The organism is Novosphingobium sp. 1529 (assembly GCF_040544855.1).
GTDB classification, from domain to species: Bacteria; Pseudomonadota; Alphaproteobacteria; order Sphingomonadales; family Sphingomonadaceae; genus Novosphingobium; species Novosphingobium capsulatum.
In genome coordinates, this window is record NZ_JBEPKW010000001.1 from 492,539 (window position 1) to 516,163 (window position 23,625).

At 67.0% G+C, this 23,625-nt stretch carries 21 protein-coding genes; 8 read left to right on the plus strand and 13 right to left on the minus strand.

Going from position 1 to position 23,625, the window contains the following annotated elements; translation table 11 throughout:
- The first annotated feature begins 1 nt into the window (after position 1).
- On the plus strand, positions 2–292 hold the full coding sequence (locus ABIC78_RS02230; protein ID WP_107716563.1) for a hypothetical protein: 291 nt from the start codon (positions 2–4) through the stop codon (positions 290–292).
- Here the strand turns inward: ABIC78_RS02230 and maiA are convergent.
- The 8 genes from maiA to betC all read right to left on the minus strand — a co-directional run bounded on the left by maiA (position 283) and on the right by betC (position 8,139).
- Complete coding sequence (maiA, locus tag ABIC78_RS02235; protein ID WP_354488116.1) at positions 283–930, minus strand: maleylacetoacetate isomerase; 648 nt, start codon at positions 928–930, stop codon at positions 283–285. The genes ABIC78_RS02230 and maiA overlap by 10 nt on opposite strands.
- Positions 927–2,228 carry a fumarylacetoacetase gene (gene fahA, locus ABIC78_RS02240; protein WP_354487567.1) on the minus strand — a complete coding sequence of 434 codons (1,302 nt, stop codon included), beginning with the start codon at positions 2,226–2,228 and terminating at the stop codon, positions 927–929. Before fahA ends, maiA begins: the two co-directional genes overlap by 4 nt.
- Positions 2,225–2,815, minus strand: coding sequence for a VOC family protein (locus ABIC78_RS02245; RefSeq protein ID WP_051146431.1), 591 nt, complete (start codon positions 2,813–2,815; stop codon positions 2,225–2,227). Before ABIC78_RS02245 ends, fahA begins: the two co-directional genes overlap by 4 nt.
- Before the next feature lie 8 nt (positions 2,816–2,823).
- On the minus strand, positions 2,824–3,930 hold the full coding sequence (hppD, locus tag ABIC78_RS02250) for a 4-hydroxyphenylpyruvate dioxygenase (RefSeq protein ID WP_022677600.1): 1,107 nt from the start codon (positions 3,928–3,930) through the stop codon (positions 2,824–2,826).
- 153 nt (positions 3,931–4,083) lie between these two features.
- Complete coding sequence (locus ABIC78_RS02255) at positions 4,084–4,551, minus strand: Lrp/AsnC family transcriptional regulator (protein ID WP_354487570.1); 468 nt, start codon at positions 4,549–4,551, stop codon at positions 4,084–4,086.
- A gap of 44 nt (positions 4,552–4,595) precedes the next feature.
- Complete coding sequence (hutC, locus tag ABIC78_RS02260; RefSeq protein WP_022677598.1) at positions 4,596–5,330, minus strand: histidine utilization transcriptional repressor HutC; 735 nt, start codon at positions 5,328–5,330, stop codon at positions 4,596–4,598.
- Positions 5,331–5,381: 51 nt separating this feature from the next.
- On the minus strand, positions 5,382–6,563 hold the full coding sequence (locus ABIC78_RS02265) for an MFS transporter (protein ID WP_171798310.1): 1,182 nt from the start codon (positions 6,561–6,563) through the stop codon (positions 5,382–5,384).
- 58 nt (positions 6,564–6,621) lie between these two features.
- Positions 6,622–8,139: a choline-sulfatase gene (gene betC, locus ABIC78_RS02270; RefSeq protein ID WP_354487573.1), complete on the minus strand. Its 1,518-nt coding sequence runs from the start codon at positions 8,137–8,139 to the stop codon at positions 6,622–6,624.
- 90 nt (positions 8,140–8,229) lie between these two features.
- On the opposite strand from betC, the gene ABIC78_RS02275 reads away from it, so the two are divergent.
- Positions 8,230–9,144: a choline sulfate utilization transcriptional regulator gene (locus ABIC78_RS02275; protein ID WP_022678150.1), complete on the plus strand. Its 915-nt coding sequence runs from the start codon at positions 8,230–8,232 to the stop codon at positions 9,142–9,144.
- 149 nt (positions 9,145–9,293) lie between these two features.
- Here ABIC78_RS02275 and ABIC78_RS02280 read toward each other — a convergent pair whose 3' ends face one another.
- Genes ABIC78_RS02280 through ABIC78_RS02295 form a run of 4 tightly spaced genes read right to left on the minus strand, consistent with a single transcriptional unit; the run spans position 9,294 to position 14,125 of the window.
- Positions 9,294–10,400 (minus strand): HPP family protein, encoded by a 1,107-nt coding sequence (locus tag ABIC78_RS02280; protein WP_245652529.1) that lies wholly within the window; start codon positions 10,398–10,400, stop codon positions 9,294–9,296.
- Positions 10,401–10,429: 29 nt separating this feature from the next.
- A complete protein-coding gene (locus tag ABIC78_RS02285; protein ID WP_245652530.1) occupies positions 10,430–10,879 on the minus strand; it encodes a MarR family winged helix-turn-helix transcriptional regulator in 450 nt (149 codons plus the stop codon).
- 15 nt (positions 10,880–10,894) lie between these two features.
- The gene (locus tag ABIC78_RS02290; protein WP_354487576.1) at positions 10,895–12,679 is read right to left on the minus strand and encodes a chloride channel protein; all 1,785 of its coding nucleotides are present in this window, start codon (positions 12,677–12,679) and stop codon (positions 10,895–10,897) included.
- A 45-nt stretch (positions 12,680–12,724) separates the two neighbouring features.
- On the minus strand, positions 12,725–14,125 hold the full coding sequence (locus ABIC78_RS02295; RefSeq protein ID WP_354487578.1) for a glycoside hydrolase family 130 protein: 1,401 nt from the start codon (positions 14,123–14,125) through the stop codon (positions 12,725–12,727).
- 152 nt (positions 14,126–14,277) lie between these two features.
- Between ABIC78_RS02295 and tkt the strand changes: the two genes are divergently transcribed.
- From tkt to ABIC78_RS02325, 6 genes are all read left to right on the plus strand, one after another.
- Positions 14,278–16,377 carry a transketolase gene (tkt, locus tag ABIC78_RS02300; protein WP_354487579.1) on the plus strand — a complete coding sequence of 700 codons (2,100 nt, stop codon included), beginning with the start codon at positions 14,278–14,280 and terminating at the stop codon, positions 16,375–16,377.
- A gap of 53 nt (positions 16,378–16,430) precedes the next feature.
- A complete protein-coding gene (gnd, locus tag ABIC78_RS02305; RefSeq protein ID WP_502915634.1) occupies positions 16,431–17,417 on the plus strand; it encodes a phosphogluconate dehydrogenase (NAD(+)-dependent, decarboxylating) in 987 nt (328 codons plus the stop codon).
- A 168-nt stretch (positions 17,418–17,585) separates the two neighbouring features.
- Positions 17,586–18,668: a PLP-dependent cysteine synthase family protein gene (locus tag ABIC78_RS02310; RefSeq protein WP_354487583.1), complete on the plus strand. Its 1,083-nt coding sequence runs from the start codon at positions 17,586–17,588 to the stop codon at positions 18,666–18,668.
- A gap of 85 nt (positions 18,669–18,753) precedes the next feature.
- Entirely contained in the window at positions 18,754–20,307 is a 1,554-nt protein-coding gene (locus ABIC78_RS02315) for an aldehyde dehydrogenase (NADP(+)) (RefSeq protein ID WP_374709427.1), read from the plus strand.
- A 78-nt stretch (positions 20,308–20,385) separates the two neighbouring features.
- Positions 20,386–21,690, plus strand: coding sequence for a nicotinate phosphoribosyltransferase (pncB, locus tag ABIC78_RS02320; RefSeq protein ID WP_054130373.1), 1,305 nt, complete (start codon positions 20,386–20,388; stop codon positions 21,688–21,690).
- A gap of 92 nt (positions 21,691–21,782) precedes the next feature.
- On the plus strand, positions 21,783–22,067 hold the full coding sequence (locus ABIC78_RS02325) for a hypothetical protein (RefSeq protein WP_133726790.1): 285 nt from the start codon (positions 21,783–21,785) through the stop codon (positions 22,065–22,067).
- A gap of 114 nt (positions 22,068–22,181) precedes the next feature.
- Here the strand turns inward: ABIC78_RS02325 and ABIC78_RS02330 are convergent, their stop codons facing one another.
- Entirely contained in the window at positions 22,182–23,576 is a 1,395-nt protein-coding gene (locus ABIC78_RS02330; protein WP_054130374.1) for a nicotinate phosphoribosyltransferase, read from the minus strand.
- Positions 23,577–23,625 lie beyond the last annotated feature (49 nt).

A 23,625-nucleotide genomic window follows, 5' to 3' on the forward strand; every position in this document is an offset into this window, starting at 1 on the left:
CATGACCATCGACTGGACGCAGCGTGCCTGGCTTGAATGGTCTGCCACACACAGTGAGGCCGAGCCCAAGCCCTTCATTAAAGTGGAAAGTGTGCGGCCCGAACCGCTGGCCAAGATCGTCCGCCTGATGCTGCGCTGGAACATCGACACGCGCAAAAGCTTCCGCATCGTTACCGATAGCGGCCTGATCCTCAACGCCAGCGCGCTGGAACAGGTGGTGCAGGACGGGCGCTTTCCGTTTCCGCCGGTCGTGGCCGAGGCACCGGGCGCATCACCCGCCGATCACGCCTGATCGGCGTCTTCCTGTACGCAAGGATGCGCCGCGGCAAAGGCGGGCAGCGCGGCACAGCGCGCATCGATCGCCACCAGGCGGGGAAAGGCATCGAGCGACACGCCAAAGCGGCGCGCGGCGTAAAGCTGCGGCACCAGGCAACATTCGACCAGACCCGGCGCATCGCCATAGGCAAAGCCGGCGCCCCAGCGCGTGACCATGGCCTCCAGCGCGGCGAAGCCATTGCCCATCCAGCGCGCCAGCCAGGCCTGCACCTGGTCTTCGCTGGCGCCGATATCACCCTTGAGAGCCTGCAACACGCGCAAGTTGCCCAGCGGGTGCACGTCGCAGGCAATGATCTGGGCCATCGCCCGCACCCGCGCGCGGCCCAGCGCATCGGCCGGTAACAGCGCGGGCGCCGGGTGGGTTTCCTCCAGCCATTCGATGATCGCCAGCGACTGCGTCAGCGGCGCTACGCCGGCCTCGCCACAATCGAGCGCGGGCACCAGGCCCTGCGGATTGAGCTGCCGATAGCCATCGGCCCGCTGCGCACCGGTGCGCAAGTCGTGCGCGCAGGTGGCATGCTCCAGCCCCTTGAGCGCCAGCGCAAGGCGTACCCGCCAGGCCGCGCCGGAACGCCAATAGCCGTGAAGCGTCAGGCCCACGGCTGGCGCGCCGGCATGATCTGCCCCACGCAAGGGCCAAACCCGATCGTGGCAAAACCATCCCGCTCTGCCCGGGCATGGAGCGCCAGTTCGTCGCCGTCTTCCAGGAAAGTGCGACTTTCCCCGCCCGGCAGGGGCAGCGGCGCCTTGCCGCCCTGGCTCAGTTCCATCAAGCTGCCCGCGCTTTCGGGCGTGGGGCCAGACAGCGTGCCCGTGCCGAGCAGATCGCCGGCATGCAGATCGCAACCGTTCGAGGCATGGTGCGCCACGATCTGCGCCGGCGTCCAATACATCGCCGCGTGGCTGTTGCCGTGGCTGAGCCGGTGCGGCGGCAGCCCGGCCGCGCGCATGGCGGCGGTGTGCAGCGTGGTTTCCAGGGTGATCGCCAGGGCGCCTTCGCCCTCCTCGCGCAGATAGGGCATGGGCTGCGGATCGCCTGCCGGCCGCGGCTGTGGCGTGGTGCGGAACGGGGCCAGTGCCTGGGCAGTGATCACCCAGGGCGAGACCGTGGTGGCAAAGTTCTTGGCCAAAAACGGCCCCAGCGGCTGGTATTCCCAGGCCTGGATATCGCGCGCCGACCAATCGTTGAGCAGGCAGACGCCGCCGATCCGCTCCCACGCTGTGCCGATCGGCACCGGCGCGCCCAGATCATTGTCGCCCGCGATCCACAGGCCCAGTTCCAGCTCGTGGTCCAGGCGCCGACACGGGGCATGGACGGGCGCATCGGCATCGGGCGCCTTGAGCTGGCCCCATGGCCGCACCACCTGCGTGCCCGAAACCCGCACCGAAGACGCCCGGCCGTGATAGCCGATCGGCACATGCTTGTAGTTGGGCAGCAAGGGATTGTCGGGGCGGAACAGCTTGCCGATGGCCGTGGCGTGATGGATGCCGACATAGAAATCGGTGTAATCGCCAATCGCGAACGGCAGATGCAGCACGACATCGGCCGCCGGATAGAGATGCGGCGTCACTTTCAGGCGGCAACGCTCGCTCGACAGCAGCGCGAACAGCGCATGACGCAGCGCCACGCGGTCTGCCTCGGCCAGACGGAACAGGGCGTTGAGCGTGGGTTGCGCCAGCGCCGTGGCCAGGCCTGCCGGCAGCGCGCCATCGGCGGCAAGGCCCGCCAGATCGACGACATGATCACCGATCGCGGTGGCGATGCGCGGGGCCGTGTCGCCATTCTTGTGCGAGAACACGCCCAGCGGCAGGTTCTGCACCGGGAAATCGGGATGGCCGGCGGCGCCGTCCACCCAGCTTTGTGCGCGGGGATCGTGGGTGTGGTCGATCATGCCTGGTTGCCCTCGTCCGGCTGCGCGTGCAGCCAGGCGGCGTGGCGCGGGGCGCGGCGGGTCTGCGCCCATTCCTCCAGCATGGCCGGCGCCACGGCGCGGGCCATCTCCACCTGTTCGGCCGTGCCGATATCGCAGGCCAGTTCCAGGCGATGGCCATTGGGGTCGAAGAAATAGATCGACTTGAACAGGCCGTGCCAGGTGGGGCCAAGCACGTCGATGCCCTGCGCCTCGATATGGGCCTTGGCGCGCAGCAGCGTGGCTTCATCAGCCACCTTGAACGCCAGATGCTGCACCCAGGCCGGCGTTGCCGGATCGCGGCCCATCTCGGGCTGGTTGGGCAGTTCGAAGAAAGCCAGCACATTGCCCGCGCCGGCATCGAGGAACACGTGCATGTAGGGATCGAACGCGCCGGTCGACGGCACATGATCCTCGGCAAAGGCCGTGGTATAGGCCATGCCCAGCACGCGGCCGTACCACTCCACTGTTTCCTTGGCATCGCGGCAACGATACGCAACGTGATGCACCCCGCCGAGCAGTGGGGGCTGCGTGTTCAGCGCCGTGCTGTCAGGCGCAGCGGTTGACATCGCGTCCATCACGCATCCTCCCCCACCTTGAGCACACCTCGGCGCAGCTGGTCGCGCTCCATGCTTTCGAACAGGGCGGTGAAATTGCCCTCACCAAAGCCCTCGTCCTTCTTGCGCTGGATGAATTCAAAGAACACCGGGCCGATCTGCGTTTCCGAAAAGATCTGCAGCAGCAGGCGCGGATCGCCCTGCACGGTCGAACCATCGAGCAGGATGCCACGCTTCTGCAGTTCGGCCACCGGCTCACCATGGCCGGGCAGGCGCTCTTCCAGCATCTCGTAATAGGTGGCGGGGGGCGGCGTCATGAAAGGGGTGCCGCTGGCCTTGAGCGTGTCCCAGCCGGCGATCAGGTCGTCGCAGGCAAAGGCGATGTGCTGGATGCCTTCGCCATTGTAGGCGCGCAGGAACTCTTCGATCTGGCCGCCACCCTTTTGCGATTCCTCGTTGAGGGGGATGCGGATCTTGCCATCGGGCGCGGTCATCGCCCGGCTGGTGAGGCCGGTGTATTCGCCCTTGATATCGAAATAGCGGATCTCGCGGAAACCGAACACGCGCTCGTAGAAGCTGGCCCAGTGCGCCATGCGCCCGCCATAGACATTGTGCGTGAGGTGATCGATCGTGTGGAAACCCGCGCCCACCGGCTGGCGATCCACCCCCGGCAGATAGACGAAATCGATGTCATAGATCGACAGGTCACCGAACTGCCCGCCGTGATAGCGATCGACCAGGTAGATGATCGATCCGCCGATGCCGCGAATGGCGGGAATGCGCAGTTCCATCGGGCCGGTCTTCACGTCGACCGGCTCTGCCCCGCGTTCCAGCGCGGCGGCATAGGCCTTGGCCGCATCGCGCACACGCCAGCCCATGCCGCAGGCCGAGGGGCCATGCTCGGCCGCAAAATAGGCAGCCGGGCTGCGCTTTTCATAGTTGGCGATCAGGTTGATCCCGCCCTGCCGCCACAGTTCCACATCCTTGCTGCGGTGGTTAGCGATGTGGGTAAAGCCCATGGCGGTGAACACCGGGCCCAGGCTGCCGCGATCGGCGCTGGCAAATTCGATGAATTCGAACCCGTCGAGGCCCAGGGGGTTTTCAAACAGATCGGTCGATGCGGCCATGGCGCGTGTCTCTCCACCAGCAGGGGCGTGCCGGCGCGGCAGCCACCGTGTTTGGAGACATTCTAGCCCAAAGGCGATGCACGGTCCGCGCGAAGTTGGACGTAAAACCGCCTATGCCTGCGTGATCAGCGCATAACGGAGCCCTTGAACGCGTCAACCATGCGGCGCAGGCAATGGCAGCGCGGTGGTCCGCTTGATCCGGTCGAGCACGATGGACGAGCGCAAGTTAGCCACATCGCCATGGCCCAGGATCTCTTCGTTGAGCAGGGTCGTGAAGGCGGCCAAATCGTGCGCCACGATGCGCAGCAGATAGTCCGCGTCCCCGGTCAGGGCGCAGCAATCGACCACGGCGGGCAGGCCGGCAATTCGCTCGTGAAAGCCGCCCACCACCTCGCGCGCATAGGACGCCATGGTCACGGTGACATAGGCCTCGACCCCCAGGCCCAGCGCCGCTTCGTCGAGCAGGGCTACCTGCCCCCGGATTATCCCGGTTTCGCGGAGGCGGGCGATGCGGCGCGAACATTGCGAGGGCGAAAGGTGCACCGCCTCTGCCAGATCGGCATGGCTGGCCGAGGCATCGGCCTGAAGATGCGCAAGAATGCGGTGATCGATCCTATCCATGCGCTGATCGTGCAGCATCTGCAGGATCAGCGCAAGATCACGGCTTATCGGGTCGGGCCGAACCGCGCCACGAGTTCATAGGCGCCGGCCACGAATGTCTGACGCACGAACGTGACGCTATCGGCCCCGCGCCAGGTGTGCCGCGCCACCACCAGGCAGGCGGCACCCGCAGCAACGCCCAGGGCGCGCGCCTGGTCGCGGCTGGCCGACACCGCGCCGATGCGGTTTTCCGCCTCGGTCCAGGGAATGTGCCGCAACAGCCAGCCGCCAGGGGGATCGGTGGTGAAATCCACCTCGGCCATGCCGGGAACCAGCGCCAGGTTGATCACGCGCTCTTCCAATGCCAGCGGCGCGCCATCGGCCAGGTGCAGGCCCGACAGCCGCAGGATCGGGCCGACCGGGCCGAGTTCGGCCGCCGCTTCCGCATCGCTGGCGGTATCGCCCAGGCTGCGCGACAGCAGGCGAAAGCCATAGGCCTGCCCGCGCCCCTGCACTTCCTGCGCCAGATCGGGAATATCCAGCACCATGGAAACCGTGCGCGGCCGCGCCACGAATGTGCCGGCACGCTTGCGCCGATCGAGCAACCCGCTTTCCGCCAGACGTGACAGCGCCTTGTTCACCGTCATCCGCGCGCAGCCATAGTGCGCCATCAGTTCCAGTTCCGAGGGGATGCGTTCGCCCGGGCGCAGGTCACCGGCCAGGATGCGGCCCTCGATTTCCTGGCGGATGCGCTCGTGCATCGGCAGGGCGGGCGGCGAAGGATCGGCAGCGGCGGTCATTCCCCCAGCACAGAGAGCGCCCCAGCCACACTGTCAAGGGCGCAGACCATCTCAGGGACAGTGCGGCCGGGCGCGCGCCAGCGGCATGGCCAGGCCCAGCGCCAGCGCGCAACCGGCAAACCCCACCAGCCCAACCCCGGCAAACGATCCCGTGGCATCGGCCAGCAGGCCCGCCCCCAGCGCGCCGACCGATTGCGCCAGCAGCCAGGTGGCCGTCATCATCACCGCCAGCCGGCCATCGGGTTCCTGGTCATAGGCCAGGCCCAGCAACATCGGATAGGCGATGAACCAGCTGGCATTGAACACCACCAGCGCCACGGCAAAGACCCAGGCAATGCCCGCCGTGGTCAACAGCGCGCACGACAGCGCACAGGCAATCAGCCCACCGCCCAATAGCGCGCGGCGCGGCAGGCGGGTGATCGCCACGGCCAGCGCTGCATTGCCCAGGGCGCTGGTGATCGTGGCGAGCGATTGAAACCAGCCAAACGTGGTGGCGGGCAGGCCAATGGCGTGGGCGGCGCGTTCCATGAACGGCCAGATCGACAGGCTGCCCCCGGCAAACAGGCCCATGGCCAGCAACAGGCGCCATCCCGCCGGGCTGATCGGCCGCTGCGCCCTCGCGCCGGCAGGCTTGGGCAGGGCCGTGGCCGGCAGCGCCAGCGTGCCCAGGCCGAGCAGCAAGGACAGACCAGCCAGCGCGCCAAACATCGCCATCAGGCCATGGCGCGCCGCCACTTGCGGCAAGGCAATGTTGACCAGGGCAAACAGCACGGTCTGGCAGGCGATCCCCACCGAAATGGCCCGCGCCGGATGCGCGGTGCGCCCGGCGGCAAGGTTGACCGCCCCGTTCATCACGCCAAAGCCAAAGCCGGTGGCCAGCCGCCCGGCCAGCAGCAGCGGCAGCAATCCGGCCAGCCCGGAAAGCGCCTGGGCCGCCACCACCAGCACCGTGCTGCCCAGCGCCAACCAACGCGGCGCCAGCCGGTTGCCCCAACGCGCCACGCCCAGCATCGCCGCGCCATAGGCCAGCGTTTCCAGCATCGCGAACAGGCCCATCGCCCCGGCGGTAAAGCCATAGGCATCGATCAACCCGCCCACCAGGAAGGTGGTGAAATTGTTGCCGATATGCGCCGCGGCCGTGCCCGCACCGATCGCCGCGAGCGAGAGCGCCGGGCGCGGGCCCCCAGATCCCGCCGCCACAGTGCCAGGGGCCGCATCGGCCGATCCTGCCATCGCTACCCCCATTGCCGCCTCCCCCCGTATGTGCGCGATGCGCTGGCCTGCCAGGCGATCAATCGAAGCGCACGCGCGGGAAGCGCGCAACCGCTTCCAGCAATTCCAGATCCATATGCGCGCGGATATACTCGCGCGAGGCATCGCGCGGCACCTGGTGGTCCCAATGGGTCAAGGCCCCGGCCGCATTGGCCCGCGCCACCAGATGGCGGCGTTTCTGGCTGGCCAGCACCTGCGTTTCGATCAGCGGCAGGTTCCAGCGCTCGGCCACTTCCGCGCGCAAGGCCGCCACGCGATCGGCCTGGGCCGGCTCAGCGGCAAGGTTGCAGGTCTCGTCAGGATCGTCGGCCAGGTTGTAAAGCTGGTCAGGATCGGTCGGGCAGTGCACGAACTTCCAGTCTCCGCGCCGGATCATCACCACTGGCGCGATCGCCCCTTCGCCCAGGTATTCGCCCAGCGCCAGGTCGTGGCCGTCTTCATCGCGCAGGTGCGGCACCAGGCTGTGCCCGTCGATCGGGGCCGCATCGGCGGGCGGCAATCCTGCCAGATCGAGCAGCGTGGGCAGGATATCGAGCGTGGATACCGCCGCCTCGACCCGCCGCGCGGCAAAGCGGGCCGGGGCATGGACCAGCAGCGGCACCCGCGCGGCGTTTTCGAAGAAGTTCATCTTGTACCACAGCCCGCGCTCGCCCAGCATCTCGCCATGGTCGCCGCTCACCACCACCACGGTGTTTTCAGCCAGGCCGGTTTCTTCCAGCGTATCGAGGATCAGGCCGAACTGTTCGTCGACAAAGCTGATCGCGCCAAAATAGGCGCGCCGCGCGGCCCGCACCTGTTCCTCGGTCACCGGCATCAGGTCGGTGCCGCACACATGGCGCAGCCGCTGCGCATGGGGATCATCAACCACGTCATCGCGCCCGATGCGCGGCATGGGGATTTCGACGCCGTCATAGAGGTCCCAATAGCGGCGCTGGATGGCAAAGGGATCGTGCGGATGGGTGAGCGAGGCGACCAGGAAAAACGGCCGCTTCACCGGATCGCGCGCAATGTCGAACAGCTTGCGCCGCGTGGTGAAAACCACTTCCTCGTCGAAATCGATCTGGTTGGTGCGCACCGTCGGCCCGGCAGTGACGACCGAATCCATCGAGTGATACCAGGTTGGCCGATGATCGGGGCGCGACCAGTCGGGCGTCCAGCCGAAATCGGCGGGATAGATGTCGGTGGTCAGCCGTTCTTCAAACCCGTGCAACTGGTCGGGGCCAACGAAATGCATCTTGCCCGCCAGGATCGTGTGCCACCCGCCGGCGCGCAGATAATGCGCCATCGTGGGCGTATCGGCGGCAAATTCGGCGGCATTGTCATAGGCACCGATGCGCGAGGGCAACTGGCTGGCCATCAGCGAAAAGCGCGAGGGCGCGCACAGCGGGCTGGGGCAATAGGCATTGGCAAAGACCACGCCACGTTCTGCCAGCGCCGCCAGCCTTGGCGCATGGACCGGCCATTGCCCCATGAACGGCAAGGCATCGGCCATCATCTGGTCGGCCATGAGGAACAGAAAATTCGGCGCCTCGGTCATCCCCATCAATCCCTTCTGGCAAATCGCAAGGCATAAGCTAGAACCAAGGCAGAGCAGCGGTGAAGCCGTTGTCTGCTTAAGGGGGCATAAGTGGAGCTTGCGCCTGGAACCTATGCACGCCTGCCTCTGCGCGGCCTTTTGGTGTTCGAGGCCGCGGCCCGGCGCGGCACCTTTTCGGGCGCGGCACGCGAACTGGCGATGACCCAGGCCGCGATCAGCCAGCATATCGGCCATCTTGAGGCAGAACTGGGCGTGACCCTGTTTGCCCGCCACCATCGCGGCGTGGAACTGACGCAGGCGGGAGAGCGGCTGCTGCCGCGCGTGGAAGAAGGGCTGCAGTCCCTGGCCAGCGGCGTGGCCAGCGCGCGGCGGCACAAGGGCACCCGCACTGTCACGATCCTCACCGATTTCGGCTTTGCCGCATGGTGGCTGATGCCGCGCATCGGCGAGTTGAGCGACCTGATGCCCGAAGTGGAAATCCGCCTGATCACCTGGCAGGGCACAAGCGACGCGCTGGGCACCGAGTTCGACCTTGCCGTGCTGTTCGGCAATGGCCAATGGCCCGGTTGCCGCGCCCATCGCCTGTTTGCCGAAGAGGTCTTTCCGGTCTGCGCGCCGAGCTATCTCGGCACGCGCACAGCCCCGCTGCCCCCGGCAGAACTGGCCGGCATGCGCCTGCTGCATCTGCGCGGCGCGGGGCCAACCCGCTGGTTCGACTGGGCAGACTGGTTTGCCGGCATGGGCGTGCCACCGCCCGCCACCAAGCAGGAACTGGCGTTCAACAACTATCAGATCGTGTTGCAGGCCGTGATGCTCGGCCAGGGCGTGGCGCTGGGCTGGTCCCCGCTGATCGACGATCTGGTGCGCGCCGGCAACCTGGTGCGCCTGACCGAGCGACCGCTATCAAGCCCGCGTGGATACCATCTGGTAGAGCCGCTGTCCCGCCCCCTTCCCGCCGACGTGGCGCGAGTCAACGCGTGGCTGCGCCAGGCCGCCGCGCGGTAGGGGTTCGCCTGACGGGATGCGCCGACAAAACAGCTGGCCCCCGGATCAAGTCCGGGGTGACGAGGAAATATAGGTAATCTATGAACTTACCGTCACCCCGGACTTGATCCGGGGTCCCGCTTGAACCTTTGGATCATCGCTGCAACGCCCTATCCCGCATGCCGCGCGATTTCCTCGGCAATGTGCCCGCGCCACAGGGCGGCAAGCAGGTCGGTTTGGGCAATCAGGCCGAGGAAGCGGCCTTGCCCGTCCACCACCACGGCTTCGCGGTGCAAGCCGCCCGACAGGATCGGCAGCAGTTCATCGATCGCGCGATCCGGGCTAGCCAGGCACGGGGCTGCGTCCATCACAGACGCAACCGTTGCATCCTGCCCAGCGCTGGCGGCGGCCACAGCCAGTTGGTCGGCGCGCAACAGGCCGGCAACATGGCCGTCGGCCCGCACCACCGGCAGGCTTTCGCCATGGGCAGCCAGCGTGCGCGCCGCCACATCCAACAGCGCGTCGGGGGCGATCGTGGTGGCGTCAGCCCGCATGATCTGTTCGCAGCGGATAACCCCGTGCAGGCGGCGATAGGCGCGCCCCTCCACCTGGCGAAACAGCGCGTCGAGGTCTTCGCTGCTGACGTCGAGCAGTTCATCGTATTGCGCCAGCACCGCTTCCACGTCCGCCATGGTGTAGCCGGCGGCCGGCGCAGTAGCAGGGTCTGCCACGGCGCGAACATGGTGGGGATAATTGCCCCTGGTGGCGAGATTATAAAGCCAGCCAGCCGCCACCAGCAGCAGGCAGTTGATGGCCACTGGCATCAGCGCGAAATGCCAGCCTGCCGCCGCGATCACCGGGCCACCGATCACCGCCGTCAGCGCCACGGCGCCGCCGGGCGGATGCAGGCAGCGCAGCAGGCTCATCATCACAATGGCGCTCGCCACCGCCAGGCCGGCTGCCAGCGTCGGATCGCCTAAAGATCGCGCCCAGAAGATGCCGCACAGCGCCGAAACCGTGTTGCCGCCGATGATCGCCCAGGGCTGCGCCAGCGGGCTGGCCGGCACGCCGAACAGCAGCACGGCCGAAGCGCCCATCGGCGCCACCAGCAGCGGCACCGATACCGCCTGCCCGGCGGCCCAGCGATGCATGACAAAGCCCGTGATGAAAATGCCGAACACGGCACCGATAAAGGCATGAACCAGCCGCCAGGCCGCCGGGCGCGGCTGCACCCCCGCCCAGCCAAAGGCACCATGCCAACGCGCGCTTGTGCTCACGCCCCGTAGTCTCCCCCGTGCATTGTCCCTTATCCCTCCTGCGCCGCGCCGCCGATGCGGTCAACGCGCGCCAACAGCGCCGTCAGCATGGGCCGCAAGCGCCTGATCTCTTCACGGTGCACCGCCGAAAGCGCCGCCAGCGCCGCATCGGCCTGCGGCGTCAACGCCAGCAGCGCCTGGCGGCGATCGTTTGGAGCCGGCCGCCGCTCTACCAGGCCCAGCGCGACCAGGCGATCGATCAGGCCCGTGACGCTGTGGGGCTTGAGGATCAGCCGCTCGGCCACATGGCCCACGGTTACCGTGCCGGCCTGCCCGGCGCGAATGGCCAGCAACGCCTGGTGCTGTTGCGGGGTGAGGCCGGCGGCCTGGGCGTGCGCCTCGCTAAAGGCGTGAAACTGGCGCAGCGCAAAGCGAAAATCGGCCAGCGCCGCATAGTCTTCGTCGCCCAAGGGCGCTGGCATAGGATCAGGCTCGGTCATTGGCGGCGTGTCTCTTCAGGCAGGCATGGCGGCAAAGCGGCTGCGGCCGGTTTCGGCCTGCTGCGCGCGGCCGCGTGCCTTGAGCAGATCGTGCCGCGTGACAAGCCCGATTACGCGGCCGCTGCCCGGTTCCACCACCGGCAGGCGGCCCTCGCCGCTTTCCAGGATCAGATCGGCCACCGCGCCCGCCGGCGTATCGGCATGCACCACCACCTGCCCGGCGTCAGACACGGCATCGGCCAGGCGCACCTCGGCCAGGGCCAGGTCGCCCTGCCAGCGCAGCGCATCGGCGCGCGACACCATGCCGAGCAGCACCCCGCCAGCATCGACCACCGGATAGCTGCGATAGCGCGCCGGGCCCGACAGGAATTGCGTCGCCTGCGCGATCGTCATCGTGCCGGGCAGGGTATCGACGCCTTGGGCCATGATCTGCCCGGCCTGAACCAGATCGAGCGGATCGACGGTGTATTCCTGCAGGATATGCCGGCCACGGCGCGCGATCTTTTCCGTCAGGATGGAGCGCCGCATGATCAACACGCTGGCGCCATAGGCGGCCCCTGCGGCCAGCAAAGCGGCGGGCAGCAGGTCGAACCGCCCGGTCAGTTCTGCGGCAAACAGGGCGCCGGTCAAGGGCGCGCGCATCGCGCCGCTCATGATCGCGGCCATGCCCAGCAGCGCCCAGGCCGCCGCCCCACCGGGCAGCACCTGGCCCGCCAAAAAGCCGGCCGCGCCGCCCAGGATCAGCAGCGGCGCCAGCACACCGCCCGATGTGCCCGATCCCAGCGCCACCAGCCACACCGTGGCTTTCAGCAACAACAGCGTCATCACCACCCGCACCGGCAAGGCGCCATCCAGCAGCGCCTGGATCGTACCATAGCCCGCACCCAGCACGCGCGCATCAGCGAGGCCACCCAGGCCCACGGCCACCGCGCCAAGCGCCGGCCACCACATCCAGTGCAGCGGCAGGCGGTGGAACAGGTCTTCCACGCGATAAAGCAGCCACGACAGCGCCGCCGCTTCCAGCCCGACAACCACGCCCAGCGCCAGGGCACCGGCCAGGCCCACCACGCCCGGTACCGGGGCCACGCCAGCCGCCAGGGCAAACATCGGCCCCGCGCCCAGCAGCAGCGGCCGCCAGGCATGGGCCACCAGCGCGGCCATCACCACCGGCACGAAGCTGCGCGGCTTCCATTCGAACAGCAGCACTTCCACCGCCAGCAGCACGGCAGCGAGCGGAGTGGCAAAAATCGCGGTCATCCCGGCCGCAGCGCCCGCCACCAGCAGTGTCTTGCGCTCGGCCGCGCTGAGATGAAAGCACTGCGCAAACAGCGAACCGATCGCGCCGCCGGTCATGATGATCGGCCCCTCCGCGCCAAACGGGCCACCGCTGCCGATCGAGATGGCGGACGATAATGGCTTGAGCAACGCGACTTTGAGCGAGAGCCGGCTTTCGCCATAGAGGATCGTCTCGATCGCCTCGGGAATGCCGTGGCCCCTGATCTTGTCAGAGCCATAGCGCGCCATCACGCCGACGATCAGGCTGCCCACCACCGGCACTGCCACGATCAACACGCCCAGATGGGCGTCACCGGGAACGACCGGCGCCGTGGACAGCCGGCCAAACCAGAACAGGTTGGTGGCGATGGCGATCAACCGCATCAGCGCCCAGGCACCCAGCGCGCCGCCGGTGCCCACGACCATGGCCATCGCCGCCAGCACCACCATGCGCATATCGGCGCTGTGATCGGCCTTGCGCCAGCCCGGCGCGGCCCATTCGCGGGATGATGTGTGATCTGCCATGGCGTTCTCCTCGGCGCCGGCATTTATATCGCAATACGATATAGGTCAATCCATCTCCACCAGCAGTGGATCGAGATCGCAACTGACAAAGCTCGCGAAGTTGTCGGCAATGCCATAGGGCACCAGCAGGCGGCGGCCGAGCACCAGGCTGCCGCAGCTATAGACCACGTTGGGCACATAGCCGTCGCGCTGTTCCGGGCCAGGGCGCAGCAGCGGCAGCCGCGCCCGGCCCAGCACGCGCGATGGGTCATCACGATCGAGCAGCACCGCGCCGATGGTGTAGTTGCGTACCGGCCCCACACCATGAGTCATCAGCAGCCAGCCCTCGTCGATCTCGATCGGCGGGCCGCAATTGCCCATCTGCACGAATTCCCAGACATGGCGCGGGCAGACGATCCGCTCCGCCTCGTCCCAGTGCCACAGGCTGTCTGATCGCATCAGCCAGATGTTTTCGTTGTCCTGCCGCCCGATCATGGCATAGCGCCCGCCCACCTGGCGGGGGAACAGCGCCATGCCCTTGTTCAACGCCACGCGTCCGGTCAGGGTGCGGATGTCGAACCGGCGAAAATCGCTGGTCGAGAGCATCTGCGTGCGCCCGGTCACCCCGTCAAACGCGGTGAACGTACCGTGATAGCAGGCCGTGCCATCGTCCTGCCTGAACTGCACCAGGCGCAGGTCTTCCAGCCCGCGCGCCTGCGCCGCCGTCATCGGAAAGAGCACGGCTTCCGACACGTCTTGCGCGCTATCGAAATGCAGGCGCAGTGCGGTGCCGTCTTCGTCCTGCGCATCAATGCGTGGCGAGGCGGCCAGTGGCGCTGGCGGATCGATCGTCACCCCGGCAGTGCCATCCCAGCAGCCGGTGCGGAAGGTGATCGAGGATACGTGCCCCTCCCCAATGCCACGCAGCGCGCAGATAAAGCGCATGCCGCCGGGCGGCGCGTCGCTCTGATCGGGGGCCGGCACGATCGTGGGGTTGAACAGGGCCGCCGCCTCGAACGCATATTCCTGGAGGAACATGCCGCCCACCAGCAGGCGCTGACCGATGCCCAGTTGCGCGGTCTGCGGGGCGATGGCGGTGATCTCGCTCACCCGCCGCTCCAGCGTTGCCAGCACGTCGCGATGCCGGGCGTCAAGCAGCTCCTTCATATAGGCCAGCGCCTGGGTCACCGCGTCATCGTCAAGCCCGGCAATGCGATCAACGATGGCGCGCACGCGGTCACCCGGCTCTTTGCCAAAGCCTTCGGGATAGGCCAGATCAAACGGCCGCAGCACGGTGCGCGTGGCATCGGGTTTTAGCTGGACATGCGCACGCTGCCAGAACCCAACGATCGGCGGCGGCAGCACCGCCGCATCAACCCGCGCGCGCAAGGCATCTTCATCGCTCAGGCTGTCGTTGGGTCGATCGGCAGGGGGCATCACGGCATCCTTCTTGTCGGCAAGCGCCATGCCGCAACAAACGCCGCAGCGCGGCACAGGCTCCTGCACAAAAAGGCAAAAAACACAGTTGGCCCACCACGCCCGCGAAACCGGGCACGCCCTTGGTCGTTGCTTGCCTCATACCCCGCGCGCCGCAGGCCGCCCTATCGGGACATCCTTTGATGACAGACAGCGCCCCAACCTTTCACCCCCCGGCGGCCGACATGCAGTCGCACGACGATCGCCTGGCGATCGACACGATCCGCACCCTGGCGATGGACGCCGTGCAAAAGGCCAATTCGGGCCATCCCGGCACGCCGATGGCGCTAGCGCCGGTGGCCTATGCCCTGTGGCGCGATGTGCTGCGCACCGATCCGGCCTGCCCCGATTGGCCCAACCGCGATCGCTTCGTGCTGTCGGTTGGCCACGCCTCGATGCTGCTCTATGCCGTACTGCATCTGGCCGGCGTGGAAGAGATCGACGCCGATGGCGCCAAGACCGGCAAGCCCGCCGTCAGCCTGGCCGATATCGAGCAGTTCCGCCAGTTGGACAGCAAGACCCCTGGCCACCCCGAATACCGCATGACCACCGGGGTGGAGACCACCACCGGCCCGCTGGGCCAGGGCGTGGCCAATTCTGTTGGCATGGCGATGGCCGAACAGAGCCTGGCCGCGCATTTCAACCGCGATGAATTCCCGCTGTTCGATCACAACGTCTATGCCCTGTGCGGCGATGGCGACATGATGGAGGGGGTTTCGGGCGAAGCGGCATCGCTCGCCGGGCATCTGCGCCTCTCAAACCTGTGCTGGATCTATGACAGCAACACCATCTCGATCGAAGGGTCGACCCAGATCGCCTTTACCGAGGATGTCGGCGCCCGCTTTGCCGCCTACGGGTGGCAGGTGCTGCATGTCGATGATGCCAACGATCTGCCCGCCCTGCACGCGGCGTTCGCACGTTTTCGCGAAACCACCGACCGCCCGACGCTGATCATCGTCCGCTCGGTGATCGGTTGGGGCAGCCCCCGCGCCGGCAGCGCCAAGGCCCATGGCGAACCGCTGGGCGAAGACGGCGTGCGCGCCACCAAGGCCGCTTATGGCTGGCCTCAGGACAAGGCGTTCTACGTGCCCGATGGCGTGAAGGAAGCGTTTTCCGGCGCGATCGACGCGCGTGGCCGACCCTTGCGCGAGGCGTGGGAGGGGATGGTCGAACGCTATCGCGCGGTCTATCCCGCCCTGGCCAAGGAGCTGGACCTGCTACGCGGCGGACGCCTGCCCGAAGGCTGGCAGGATGCGCTGCCCAGCTTCCCCGCAGATGCCAAGGGCATGGCCTCGCGCGAGGCGGGTGGCAAAGTGCTCAATGCCCTGGCGCCGCATGTGCCCGCGCTGATCGGCGGCGCGGCGGATCTGTCACCCTCCACCAAGACCGAGATCACGGGCGCGCCCTCGTTCTCTCCCGAAGATCGCGCTGGCCGCAACCTGCATTTCGGCGTGCGCGAACATGCCATGGGCGCGATCGCCAACGGCATGGCGCTGTCATACCTGCGGCCCTACACCGCCACGTTCCTGGTCTTTGCCGACTATATGCGCGCGCCCATTCGCCTTGCCGCGATCATGGAAGTGCCCACGGTGTTTGTCTTCACGCACGATTCCATCGGCGTGGGCGAGGATGGCCCCACGCACCAGCCGATCGAGCACCTGGCCACGCTGCGCGCCATTCCCGGCCTCGATACCATTCGCCCGGGCGATGCCAACGAAGTGGCCGTGGCCTGGCGCCTGGCGCTGGAAAGCACGCACACCCCCACTGCGCTGATTCTCTCGCGCCAAGCGATCCCCACGCTCGATCGGGAAGAACTGACCAGCGCAGAGGGCGTGGCGCGCGGCGCCTATGTCCTCGCTGATTGCCCCGGCGCCGGCGATGCCGATCCCGAGGTCATCCTGATCGGCACGGGTTCCGAACTGCCGCTGGCGGTAGAGGCCTGGCGCAGCCTGTGCGATGAGGGCGTGCGCGCCCGTGTGGTCTCCATGCCCAGCTGGTATCGCTTTGAAAAACAGGATGCCGCCTGGCGCGAAAGCGTGCTTCCGCGTGCGGTGCGCGCCCGCGTGGTGGTGGAACAAGCCGGCTCGCTGGGGTGGGATCGCTATGTCGGCATGGACGGTGCGATGGTCACCATGTCCACCTTCGGCGCCTCGGCCCCGCTCGCCAAACTTCAGGAAAAGTTCGGCTTCACGCGTGACAACGTCGTCAAGCTGGCGCACGAGGCCATCGCGAAAAGCCGCTGAGCCGTCCAGGAACCGGCGCTGGCTCGCGGCCGGATTGAAAAGTTCGACAGGAGATTGCTTGCATGCGTGTTGCCATCATCGGCCTGGGCCGCATGGGCGCCGGGATTGCCCGCCGCCTGATGCGCGCCGGCCATGAAATCGTTGCGTTCGACGTGGCCAAGGAGGCTGTCGCGGCCTTGGCCGAGCACGGCGCGATTGCCGCTACCTCGTTGGAGGATGCCGCCACCAAGTTCGAGGGCCAGAAGGTGTTCTGGGTCATGCTGCCCGCTGGCGAGATCACCGAAACCACCATCGCCCAGCTGGCCGATCTTGCCGCCCCTGGCGACATCCTGATCGACGGCGGCAATTCGTTCTACAAGGACGATATCCGCCGCGCCAAGGTGTTGGCGGAAAAGGACATCGCCTATGTCGACGTCGGCACGTCTGGCGGGGTCTGGGGCTTTGACCGCGGCTTCAGCATGATGGTCGGTGGCCCGGCCGAGGCCGTCGCCGCGATCGACCCGATCCTGGAATCGCTGGCCCCGGGCATGGGTACGATCGAGCGCACGGCAGGCCGTGGCGACGATGCCGATCCGCGCCCGGAAAAGGGGTATCTCCACGCCGGGCCAGCTGGCGCGGGCCATTTCGTCAAGATGGTCCATAACGGCATCGAATACGGCATGATGGCCGCCTTTGCCGAAGGGTTCGACATCCTCAAGGCCAAGGCTTCGGACAAGCTGCCCGAAGACGAACGCTTTGACCTGAACCTTCCCGATATCGCCGAAACCTGGCGGCGCGGCAGCGTGGTCGCCTCCTGGCTGCTTGATCTGACGGCAGACGCCCTCGCGCGCGACCATGCGCTCGACCAGTTTTCGGGCAACGTGGCGGATTCGGGCGAAGGCCGCTGGACGGTCGAAGCCGCGATGGAAGAAGCGGTGCCGGCCTACGTGCTCTCGGCCGCACTGTTTGCCCGCTATCGCAGCCGCATGGAAACCACATTTGGCGACAAGGTCTTGTCGGCCATGCGCTATGGCTTTGGCGGCCACGTCGAACCGAAATGATCGGGCAGCACCTCCCTTGCAAGGGAGGTACGCCAAATTTCACGATCGTGCATCTGGATTGCACACGCACGCCAATGCGCCGCAATCTTTGCAACCCCCTGCCCTGTCCCCGCTGCTATGCTGCGCCCGGATATAGAGCAGGGGGTTTTTGCAATGCACGCACGGCAGATGGCAACGGTCGGAATGGACAAGGCGCCGCGCCGCTGGGCCGATTGGGCGATCGCCAGGATCGAGGCGGACTATGCCCGCAGCGCCGATACCCACCTGATCCCGCTCGATCTGCCCGCGCTGCCCGGCGTTGCCATTTACCTCAAGGATGAAAGCAGCCACCCGACCGGCAGCCTCAAACACCGGCTGGCCCGCTCGCTATTCCTGCATGCCCTGTGCAGCGGCTGGATCGGCGAAGGCACGACCGTAGTCGAGGCGTCCTCCGGCTCCACCGCCGTATCGGAAGCCTATTTCGCGCGCATGCTGGGCCTGCCGTTCGTTGCAGTGATCCCCGCCACCACCGCCGCCGAGAAGATCGCCGCGATCGAGGCACTGGGCGGCCAGTGCCACAAGGTGGCCGACCCCACCGCCGTCTATGGCGAGGCGCAGCGCCTGGCCGATGAGCGCTGTGGCCATTACATGGACCAGTTCACCTTTGCCGAACGCGCGACGGACTGGCGCGGCAACAACAACATCGCCGAAAGCATCTTTGCCCAGATGGCCCGCGAGCCGGCGCCGATCCCCACCTGGATCGTGTGTGGTGCCGGCACGGGCGGCACCTCGGCCACGTTGGGTCGCTTCGTGCGCTATCACCGCCACGCTACGCGCATCTGCGTGGCCGATCCTGCCCATTCGGTATTTCACCGCCACTGGCACGATCGCGCGATCGTGCGCAAGGATGGCGCCTGCAGCGTGATCGAGGGGATTGGTCGCCCGCGCGTGGAACCCTCGTTCGTGCCCAATGTGATCGACCGGATGGAAGTGGTCGAAGACGCCGCCTCGATCGCGGCGGCGCGTGCGCTGTCGCGCCATCTTGGCCGCCGCGTGGGTGGATCGACCGGCACCAACCTGATCGCCTGCGCGCGGCTGGCGAGCGACATGGCCCGTGCCGGCCAGCATGGCTCGATCGTCACGCTGCTGTGCGATTCCGGTGAACGCTATGCCTCCACCTGCTTCAACGATACCTGGCTGGCACAGCGCGGCCTGGATATCGCCGACGAGGAAGCACGGATCACGGCCTTTCTCACCCACGGGCAATATTGATGGTAGCGCAACCAAACTGAACACCCTATTTGCCTTGGCCAGACCGCGCGGCGTGCTGCGCACAACGGCAAAGGAACTTGCGCCCATGAACGGTGCCTATCTGATCGGCGGCGAAGACCGCACCAGCAGCGAAACCTTCACCGGCATGGCCGCCGCCACCGGCCAGTCGCTGGACGGCGATTTTGCCGTGACGCCGCTGGCCGATATCGCGCAGGCCTGTGCGCTGGCGGGCGCGGCATTCGATACCTATCGCGAAACCACGCCAGCCGCGCGCGCTGTATTCCTGGAAGCGATTGCCACCGCGCTGGAGGCCCGCGCCGAGGCAATCATCGCCCGCGCCATGCTGGAATCCGGCCTGCCGCAGGGCCGCCTGGCCGGCGAACTGGGCCGCACCACCGGCCAGCTGCGGCTGTTTGCCACGGTCGTGCGCGAAGGCACCTGGGCTGGCGCGATGATCGAGCCGGCCCTGCCCGATCGCCAGCCCCTTCCCCGCCCGGCGCTGGCCTCGCGCGCCATTGCGCTTGGCCCCGTGGCGGTGTTCGGCGCATCCAACTTCCCGCTGGCGTTCAGCGTTGCCGGTGGCGACACCGCCTCTGCCCTCGCCGCCGGCTGCCCGGTGGTGGTCAAGGCACACCCGGCCCACCCCGGCACCTCGCGTCTGGCCGGCGAAGCCATTGCCGAGGCCGTGGCCCAGTGCGGCCTGCCCGGCGGTGTGTTCAGCCTGGTCCAGGGGCCGGGCAACGACATCGGCACCGCGTTGGTGGCCGATCCGGCCATCAAGGCGGTGGGCTTTACCGGTTCGCGCCGGGGTGGCCTGGCGCTGATGGCCGTGGCGGCCGCGCGGCCCGAGCCGATCCCGGTCTATGCCGAAATGTCGTCGATCAATCCGGTCCTGCTGTTCCCCGCCGCGCTGGCCGCCCGCGCCGAAGACCTGGGCAAGGCCTATGTCGGCTCGCTCAGCCTGTTTGCCGGGCAGTTCTGCACCAATCCGGGCCTGGTCATCGCGCTCGACAGCCCCGATCTGGATCGCTTCCTCGCCTCGGCCGCGCAGGCGCTGGCCGGCGTTGCACCGCAGGTCATGCTGACCGGCGCGATCGCGGCGGCCTATGCCAAGGGGATCGCCACGCTTTCCGGCAGCGAGGGCGTGACTGTGGTGGCCGCCGGCAGCGATGGCGACGCGCAACAGGGCGCCGCGCGCCTGCTCACTGTCGATGCCGCCCACCTGCTCGCCAATCCCGTGTTGACCGAGGAAGTGTTCGGCCCGTCGTCGCTGGTGGTCCGTGCGCAAAGCACCGAGCAGACCGCCCAACTGCTCGAAGCGCTGGAAGGTCAGCTGACCGCCACGCTGCACCTGGATGAGGCGGACCATGCCCTGGCCGCCCCGCTCATCCCGGTGCTGGAACGCAAGGTAGGCCGCATCCTGGCCAACGGCTGGCCCACCGGCGTGGAAGTGAGCCGCACCATGGTCCATGGTGGTCCGTTCCCCGCCACCAGCGACGGGCGCACCACCTCGGTTGGCGCCATGGCGATCCACCGCTTCCTGCGCCCGGTCTGCTACCAGGCGCTGCCCGATGCGCTGCTGCCCGCCGCGCTGCAGGCCACCAACCCGCTGGGCCTGCCGCGCCAGACCTTTAGCTGACCACGTTCCGCGCCTGCCCGCACAGCATGGTGGGCAGGCGCATCTTCCCATGCGCGAACAATGGCGTATGGACAGGGCATGACGTTTACCGACATTGCCCGGCGCACTTACGATCACAATTTCCGGCTCGATCCGATCGTGCGCAGCCTGCTCGATACCGATTTCTACAAGCTGCTGATGCTGCAGATGATCCGGCATGTGCACCCGGATGTGGCCACCACCTTTTCGCTGATCAACCGCACCACCAGCGTGCGCCTGGCCGATGTGATCGACGAGGCGGAACTGCGCGCGCAGCTCGATCACGCGCGCACCGTGCGGTTTACCAAGAAAGAGCTGATCTGGCTGGCCGGCAACAGCTTCTATGGCCGCCAGCAGATGTTCGGCCCCGATTTTCTGGCATGGCTGGCTGATTTCCATCTGCCCGAATACGAATTGCGCCGGCACGATGGGCAGTTCGAACTGCATTTCGCCGGCCCGTGGACCCACACCACGATGTGGGAAATCCCCGCCCTGACGATCATCAACGAACTGCGCTCGCGCGCGGCACTGCGCGACAAGGGCAAGTTCGCGCTCGATGTGACCTATGCCCGCGCCAAGGCCAAGCTGTGGAACAAGGTGGAGCGGCTGCGCACCCTGCCCGATCTGGTCCTTTCCGATTTCGGCACGCGGCGGCGCCATGGTTTCCTGTGGCAACGCTGGTGCGTCGAGGCGCTGAAAGAAGGCCTGGGCGAGCGCTTCATCGGCACGTCCAACGTGCTCCTGGCGATGGACGCCGATCTCGAGGCGATCGGCACCAATGCCCATGAACTCCCGATGGTTGCTGCGGCATTGGCGCAAAGCGATGCCGATCTCGCCCGCGCGCCCTATCGCGTGCTGGAAGAATGGCGCCAGCATTACAACGGTAACCTGCTGATCGCCCTGCCCGATGCCTTTGGCACCACCGCGTTCCTGCGCCACGCGCCCGATTGGCTGGCCGGCTGGACCGGCTTTCGCCCCGACAGCGCGCCGCCCATTCCCGCTGGCGAGCAGATCATCGCCTGGTGGCAGGCGCACGGCGTCGATCCGCGCCAGCGCCTGCTGATCTTTTCCGACGGGATGGACGTGGACACGATCGAGCAGACCTATCGCCACTTCCACGGCCGCGTGCGGATGAGCTTTGGCTGGGGCACCAATCTCACCAACGATTTCCGCGGCTGCGCCCCCGATGGCGATACCGCGCTCGAACCGATCTCGCTGGTCTGCAAGGTCACCAGCGCCAATGGCCGCCCCGCAGTCAAACTATCGGACAACCCCGCCAAGGCCACCGGCGATCCAGCCGAAATCGCCCGCTATCTGCGCGTCTTCGGCACCGAAGGCTTCGCGCCGGCGCCGATCAGCGTGTGAGCGATGGAGCGGCGTTTGAGCGCTGGGATGCGGCCAGTTGCGTGGATTGCAAACTGCGCTAGGATAGGTTCTCCAGCCGCAGGAAAAACGTTATGACCGATATCTTCGGCGCAATGTCGCAATTCATTTTATTCGCGATTCTGTATTTTTCCGTCAGGTTTTCTTGGAAGCGCAGCACAAGATTTGCGATTGGCATTTCACTCTGCGCCGTGTTCATCGGGCAATTTCTTTTCCCAATGCACTTTGTCGTTCGATCCGCGGTAGGAAAGCCGCTCGAAATGACCCTGCGACTAGCCAACTTGCTTGTCATAATCCTTTATGTAATTCATCCAGTGCGAGCCCGTCGTCGCGCTTCAGCACCGGAAATTGACCGCTAAGCTCCAAAACCGTACGAGCGAGTTCCACGCGCCCGCATGCGCTTGCTTATTTCAAACGGAATAGCTGGTCCCCGGATCAAGTCCGGGGTCCCGCTTGATCTTTTGCATGAGCGGCTACCCACCCAATCCTGCCTTGGCCCGCGCGCGCACGGCGTCGAATGTATGCCGCACCAGCATTTCGCCATTGCGCCACACCGGCACCAACAGGTCATCACCGGGCGCCACCGCATCGCGCCGCGCGGCGACCATCGCGCCATCGCGCAGCACCACCGCCTGGCGCCCGGCCTTGCTGGCCTTGGCGGGATCGGTGGCAGGATGCTTGAACACGTCATGCCACACGCCGTGCGCATCAAGCATGGCATTGGCTTTCATGGCAAAGCGCAGCGTATCGCGGTTGACCTTCTGCAACAGGCCGGCGCCCATGCCAAAGGCGATATTGTCGATGGCAAAGCCTGCCGCGATCAGCCGCTCGATCAACCGGCCGATGGTTTCGGCGGTCATGCCGTCGCCCTGGATCACCCGCACATGGGGGTCGAGCACGCGAAAGCCCTTGGCGTTGGTCGTGCCGCCAAAGGCATCCCATAGCTTGGCAATCGTGCGCAGCGGGGTTTCGATCGGATCGCCGCTGTCGGGGCGCACTACCAGCGTACCCTGGCGGGCCAGAACATGGTCGCGCAGCGTGCTGCCCCAGATGTCTTGCACTGCCGCGTCCAGGTCATAGCTGTCGGATACCACGGCAACCAGCCGCCCAGGGCCATCGAATGCGTCCAGCATGGTGCGATAGGCATCTGCCTCGCGCGCTTCGCCCCAGCTGGTCATCGTGCTGTGTTCAGCCGCCGGAATGGAAAAGCCGGCCATGTCTGCCCCGTAATAGCGGCGCGCGGCGAGCAGCCCTTCCATCGTGTCGGTGCCCTGGAAGTTGACGAGGTGCGCCAGGCCGCCCAGCCCGGCGCTTTCCCCGCTGCTCACCCCGCGCGCGCCAAAATCGTGGAGCTTGAACGGCAATTGCCCGTCAACGTCCTCGCTCGTTCGCTCCAGCCCGGCGCGGATCACCTGGCGGCATTGCCAGCTCATCGTGGCGACGGTGCTGGGATACCAAACCGCCCGCAGCAGCGCGGTTTCGACAAAGGTGGTGAGCCAGGGCATGCGCGGATCGGTATTTTCCACCTGCACCAGCGGCACGCCCGCCGGCACCACGCTGCCTTCGGGCAAGGCGCGGATTTCCAGCGGCAGGTGGCCGCCGTGGTCATCCACGATCGCCTGCCAGCCAGCGCGGTTGAACGGCACGCCGTGCGCGGCGCATACGGCCTCGGCCTCGTCGATATCCGCCCCGGTCACCGCGCGGCCCAGGTAATCGATCAGATAGGGTTGCAGCCCCAGGAACAGGACCACGTCGCTCGCCCCACCGGCCCGCGCCTCCACATAGGCGCTGATCACCCGCGCTTCGGGTGGATATTGGCGAAAGTGGCTGTGCTTGTAGCTGTCGGTGGCCAGGATCGGGTTGGTCATGATGGGAATTTCCCTCACACGCCACGCCGCGCGCGGCAAGCCCTGCGCG

Excerpts from the sequence above, each read along its gene's own strand:
- ABIC78_RS02230 (WP_107716563.1), top strand. The coding sequence starts at position 2 with ATGACCATCGACTGGACGCAGCGTGCCTGGCTTGAATGGTCTGCCACA.
- fahA (WP_354487567.1), bottom strand. The coding sequence starts at position 2,228 with ATGATCGACCACACCCACGATCCCCGCGCACAAAGCTGGGTGGACGGC.
- ABIC78_RS02245 (WP_051146431.1), bottom strand. The coding sequence starts at position 2,815 with ATGTCAACCGCTGCGCCTGACAGCACGGCGCTGAACACGCAGCCCCCA.
- hppD (WP_022677600.1), bottom strand. The coding sequence starts at position 3,930 with ATGGCCGCATCGACCGATCTGTTTGAAAACCCCCTGGGCCTCGACGGG.
- ABIC78_RS02255 (WP_354487570.1), bottom strand. The coding sequence starts at position 4,551 with ATGGATAGGATCGATCACCGCATTCTTGCGCATCTTCAGGCCGATGCC.
- hutC (WP_022677598.1), bottom strand. The coding sequence starts at position 5,330 with ATGACCGCCGCTGCCGATCCTTCGCCGCCCGCCCTGCCGATGCACGAG.
- ABIC78_RS02265 (WP_171798310.1), bottom strand. The coding sequence starts at position 6,563 with ATGGCAGGATCGGCCGATGCGGCCCCTGGCACTGTGGCGGCGGGATCT.
- betC (WP_354487573.1), bottom strand. The coding sequence starts at position 8,139 with ATGACCGAGGCGCCGAATTTTCTGTTCCTCATGGCCGACCAGATGATG.
- ABIC78_RS02285 (WP_245652530.1), bottom strand. The coding sequence starts at position 10,879 with ATGACCGAGCCTGATCCTATGCCAGCGCCCTTGGGCGACGAAGACTAT.
- ABIC78_RS02290 (WP_354487576.1), bottom strand. The coding sequence starts at position 12,679 with ATGGCAGATCACACATCATCCCGCGAATGGGCCGCGCCGGGCTGGCGC.
- ABIC78_RS02295 (WP_354487578.1), bottom strand. The coding sequence starts at position 14,125 with ATGGCGCTTGCCGACAAGAAGGATGCCGTGATGCCCCCTGCCGATCGA.
- tkt (WP_354487579.1), top strand. The coding sequence starts at position 14,278 with ATGACAGACAGCGCCCCAACCTTTCACCCCCCGGCGGCCGACATGCAG.
- ABIC78_RS02310 (WP_354487583.1), top strand. The coding sequence starts at position 17,586 with ATGGCAACGGTCGGAATGGACAAGGCGCCGCGCCGCTGGGCCGATTGG.
- ABIC78_RS02315 (WP_374709427.1), top strand. The coding sequence starts at position 18,754 with ATGAACGGTGCCTATCTGATCGGCGGCGAAGACCGCACCAGCAGCGAA.
- pncB (WP_054130373.1), top strand. The coding sequence starts at position 20,386 with ATGACGTTTACCGACATTGCCCGGCGCACTTACGATCACAATTTCCGG.
- ABIC78_RS02325 (WP_133726790.1), top strand. The coding sequence starts at position 21,783 with ATGACCGATATCTTCGGCGCAATGTCGCAATTCATTTTATTCGCGATT.
- ABIC78_RS02330 (WP_054130374.1), bottom strand. The coding sequence starts at position 23,576 with ATGACCAACCCGATCCTGGCCACCGACAGCTACAAGCACAGCCACTTT.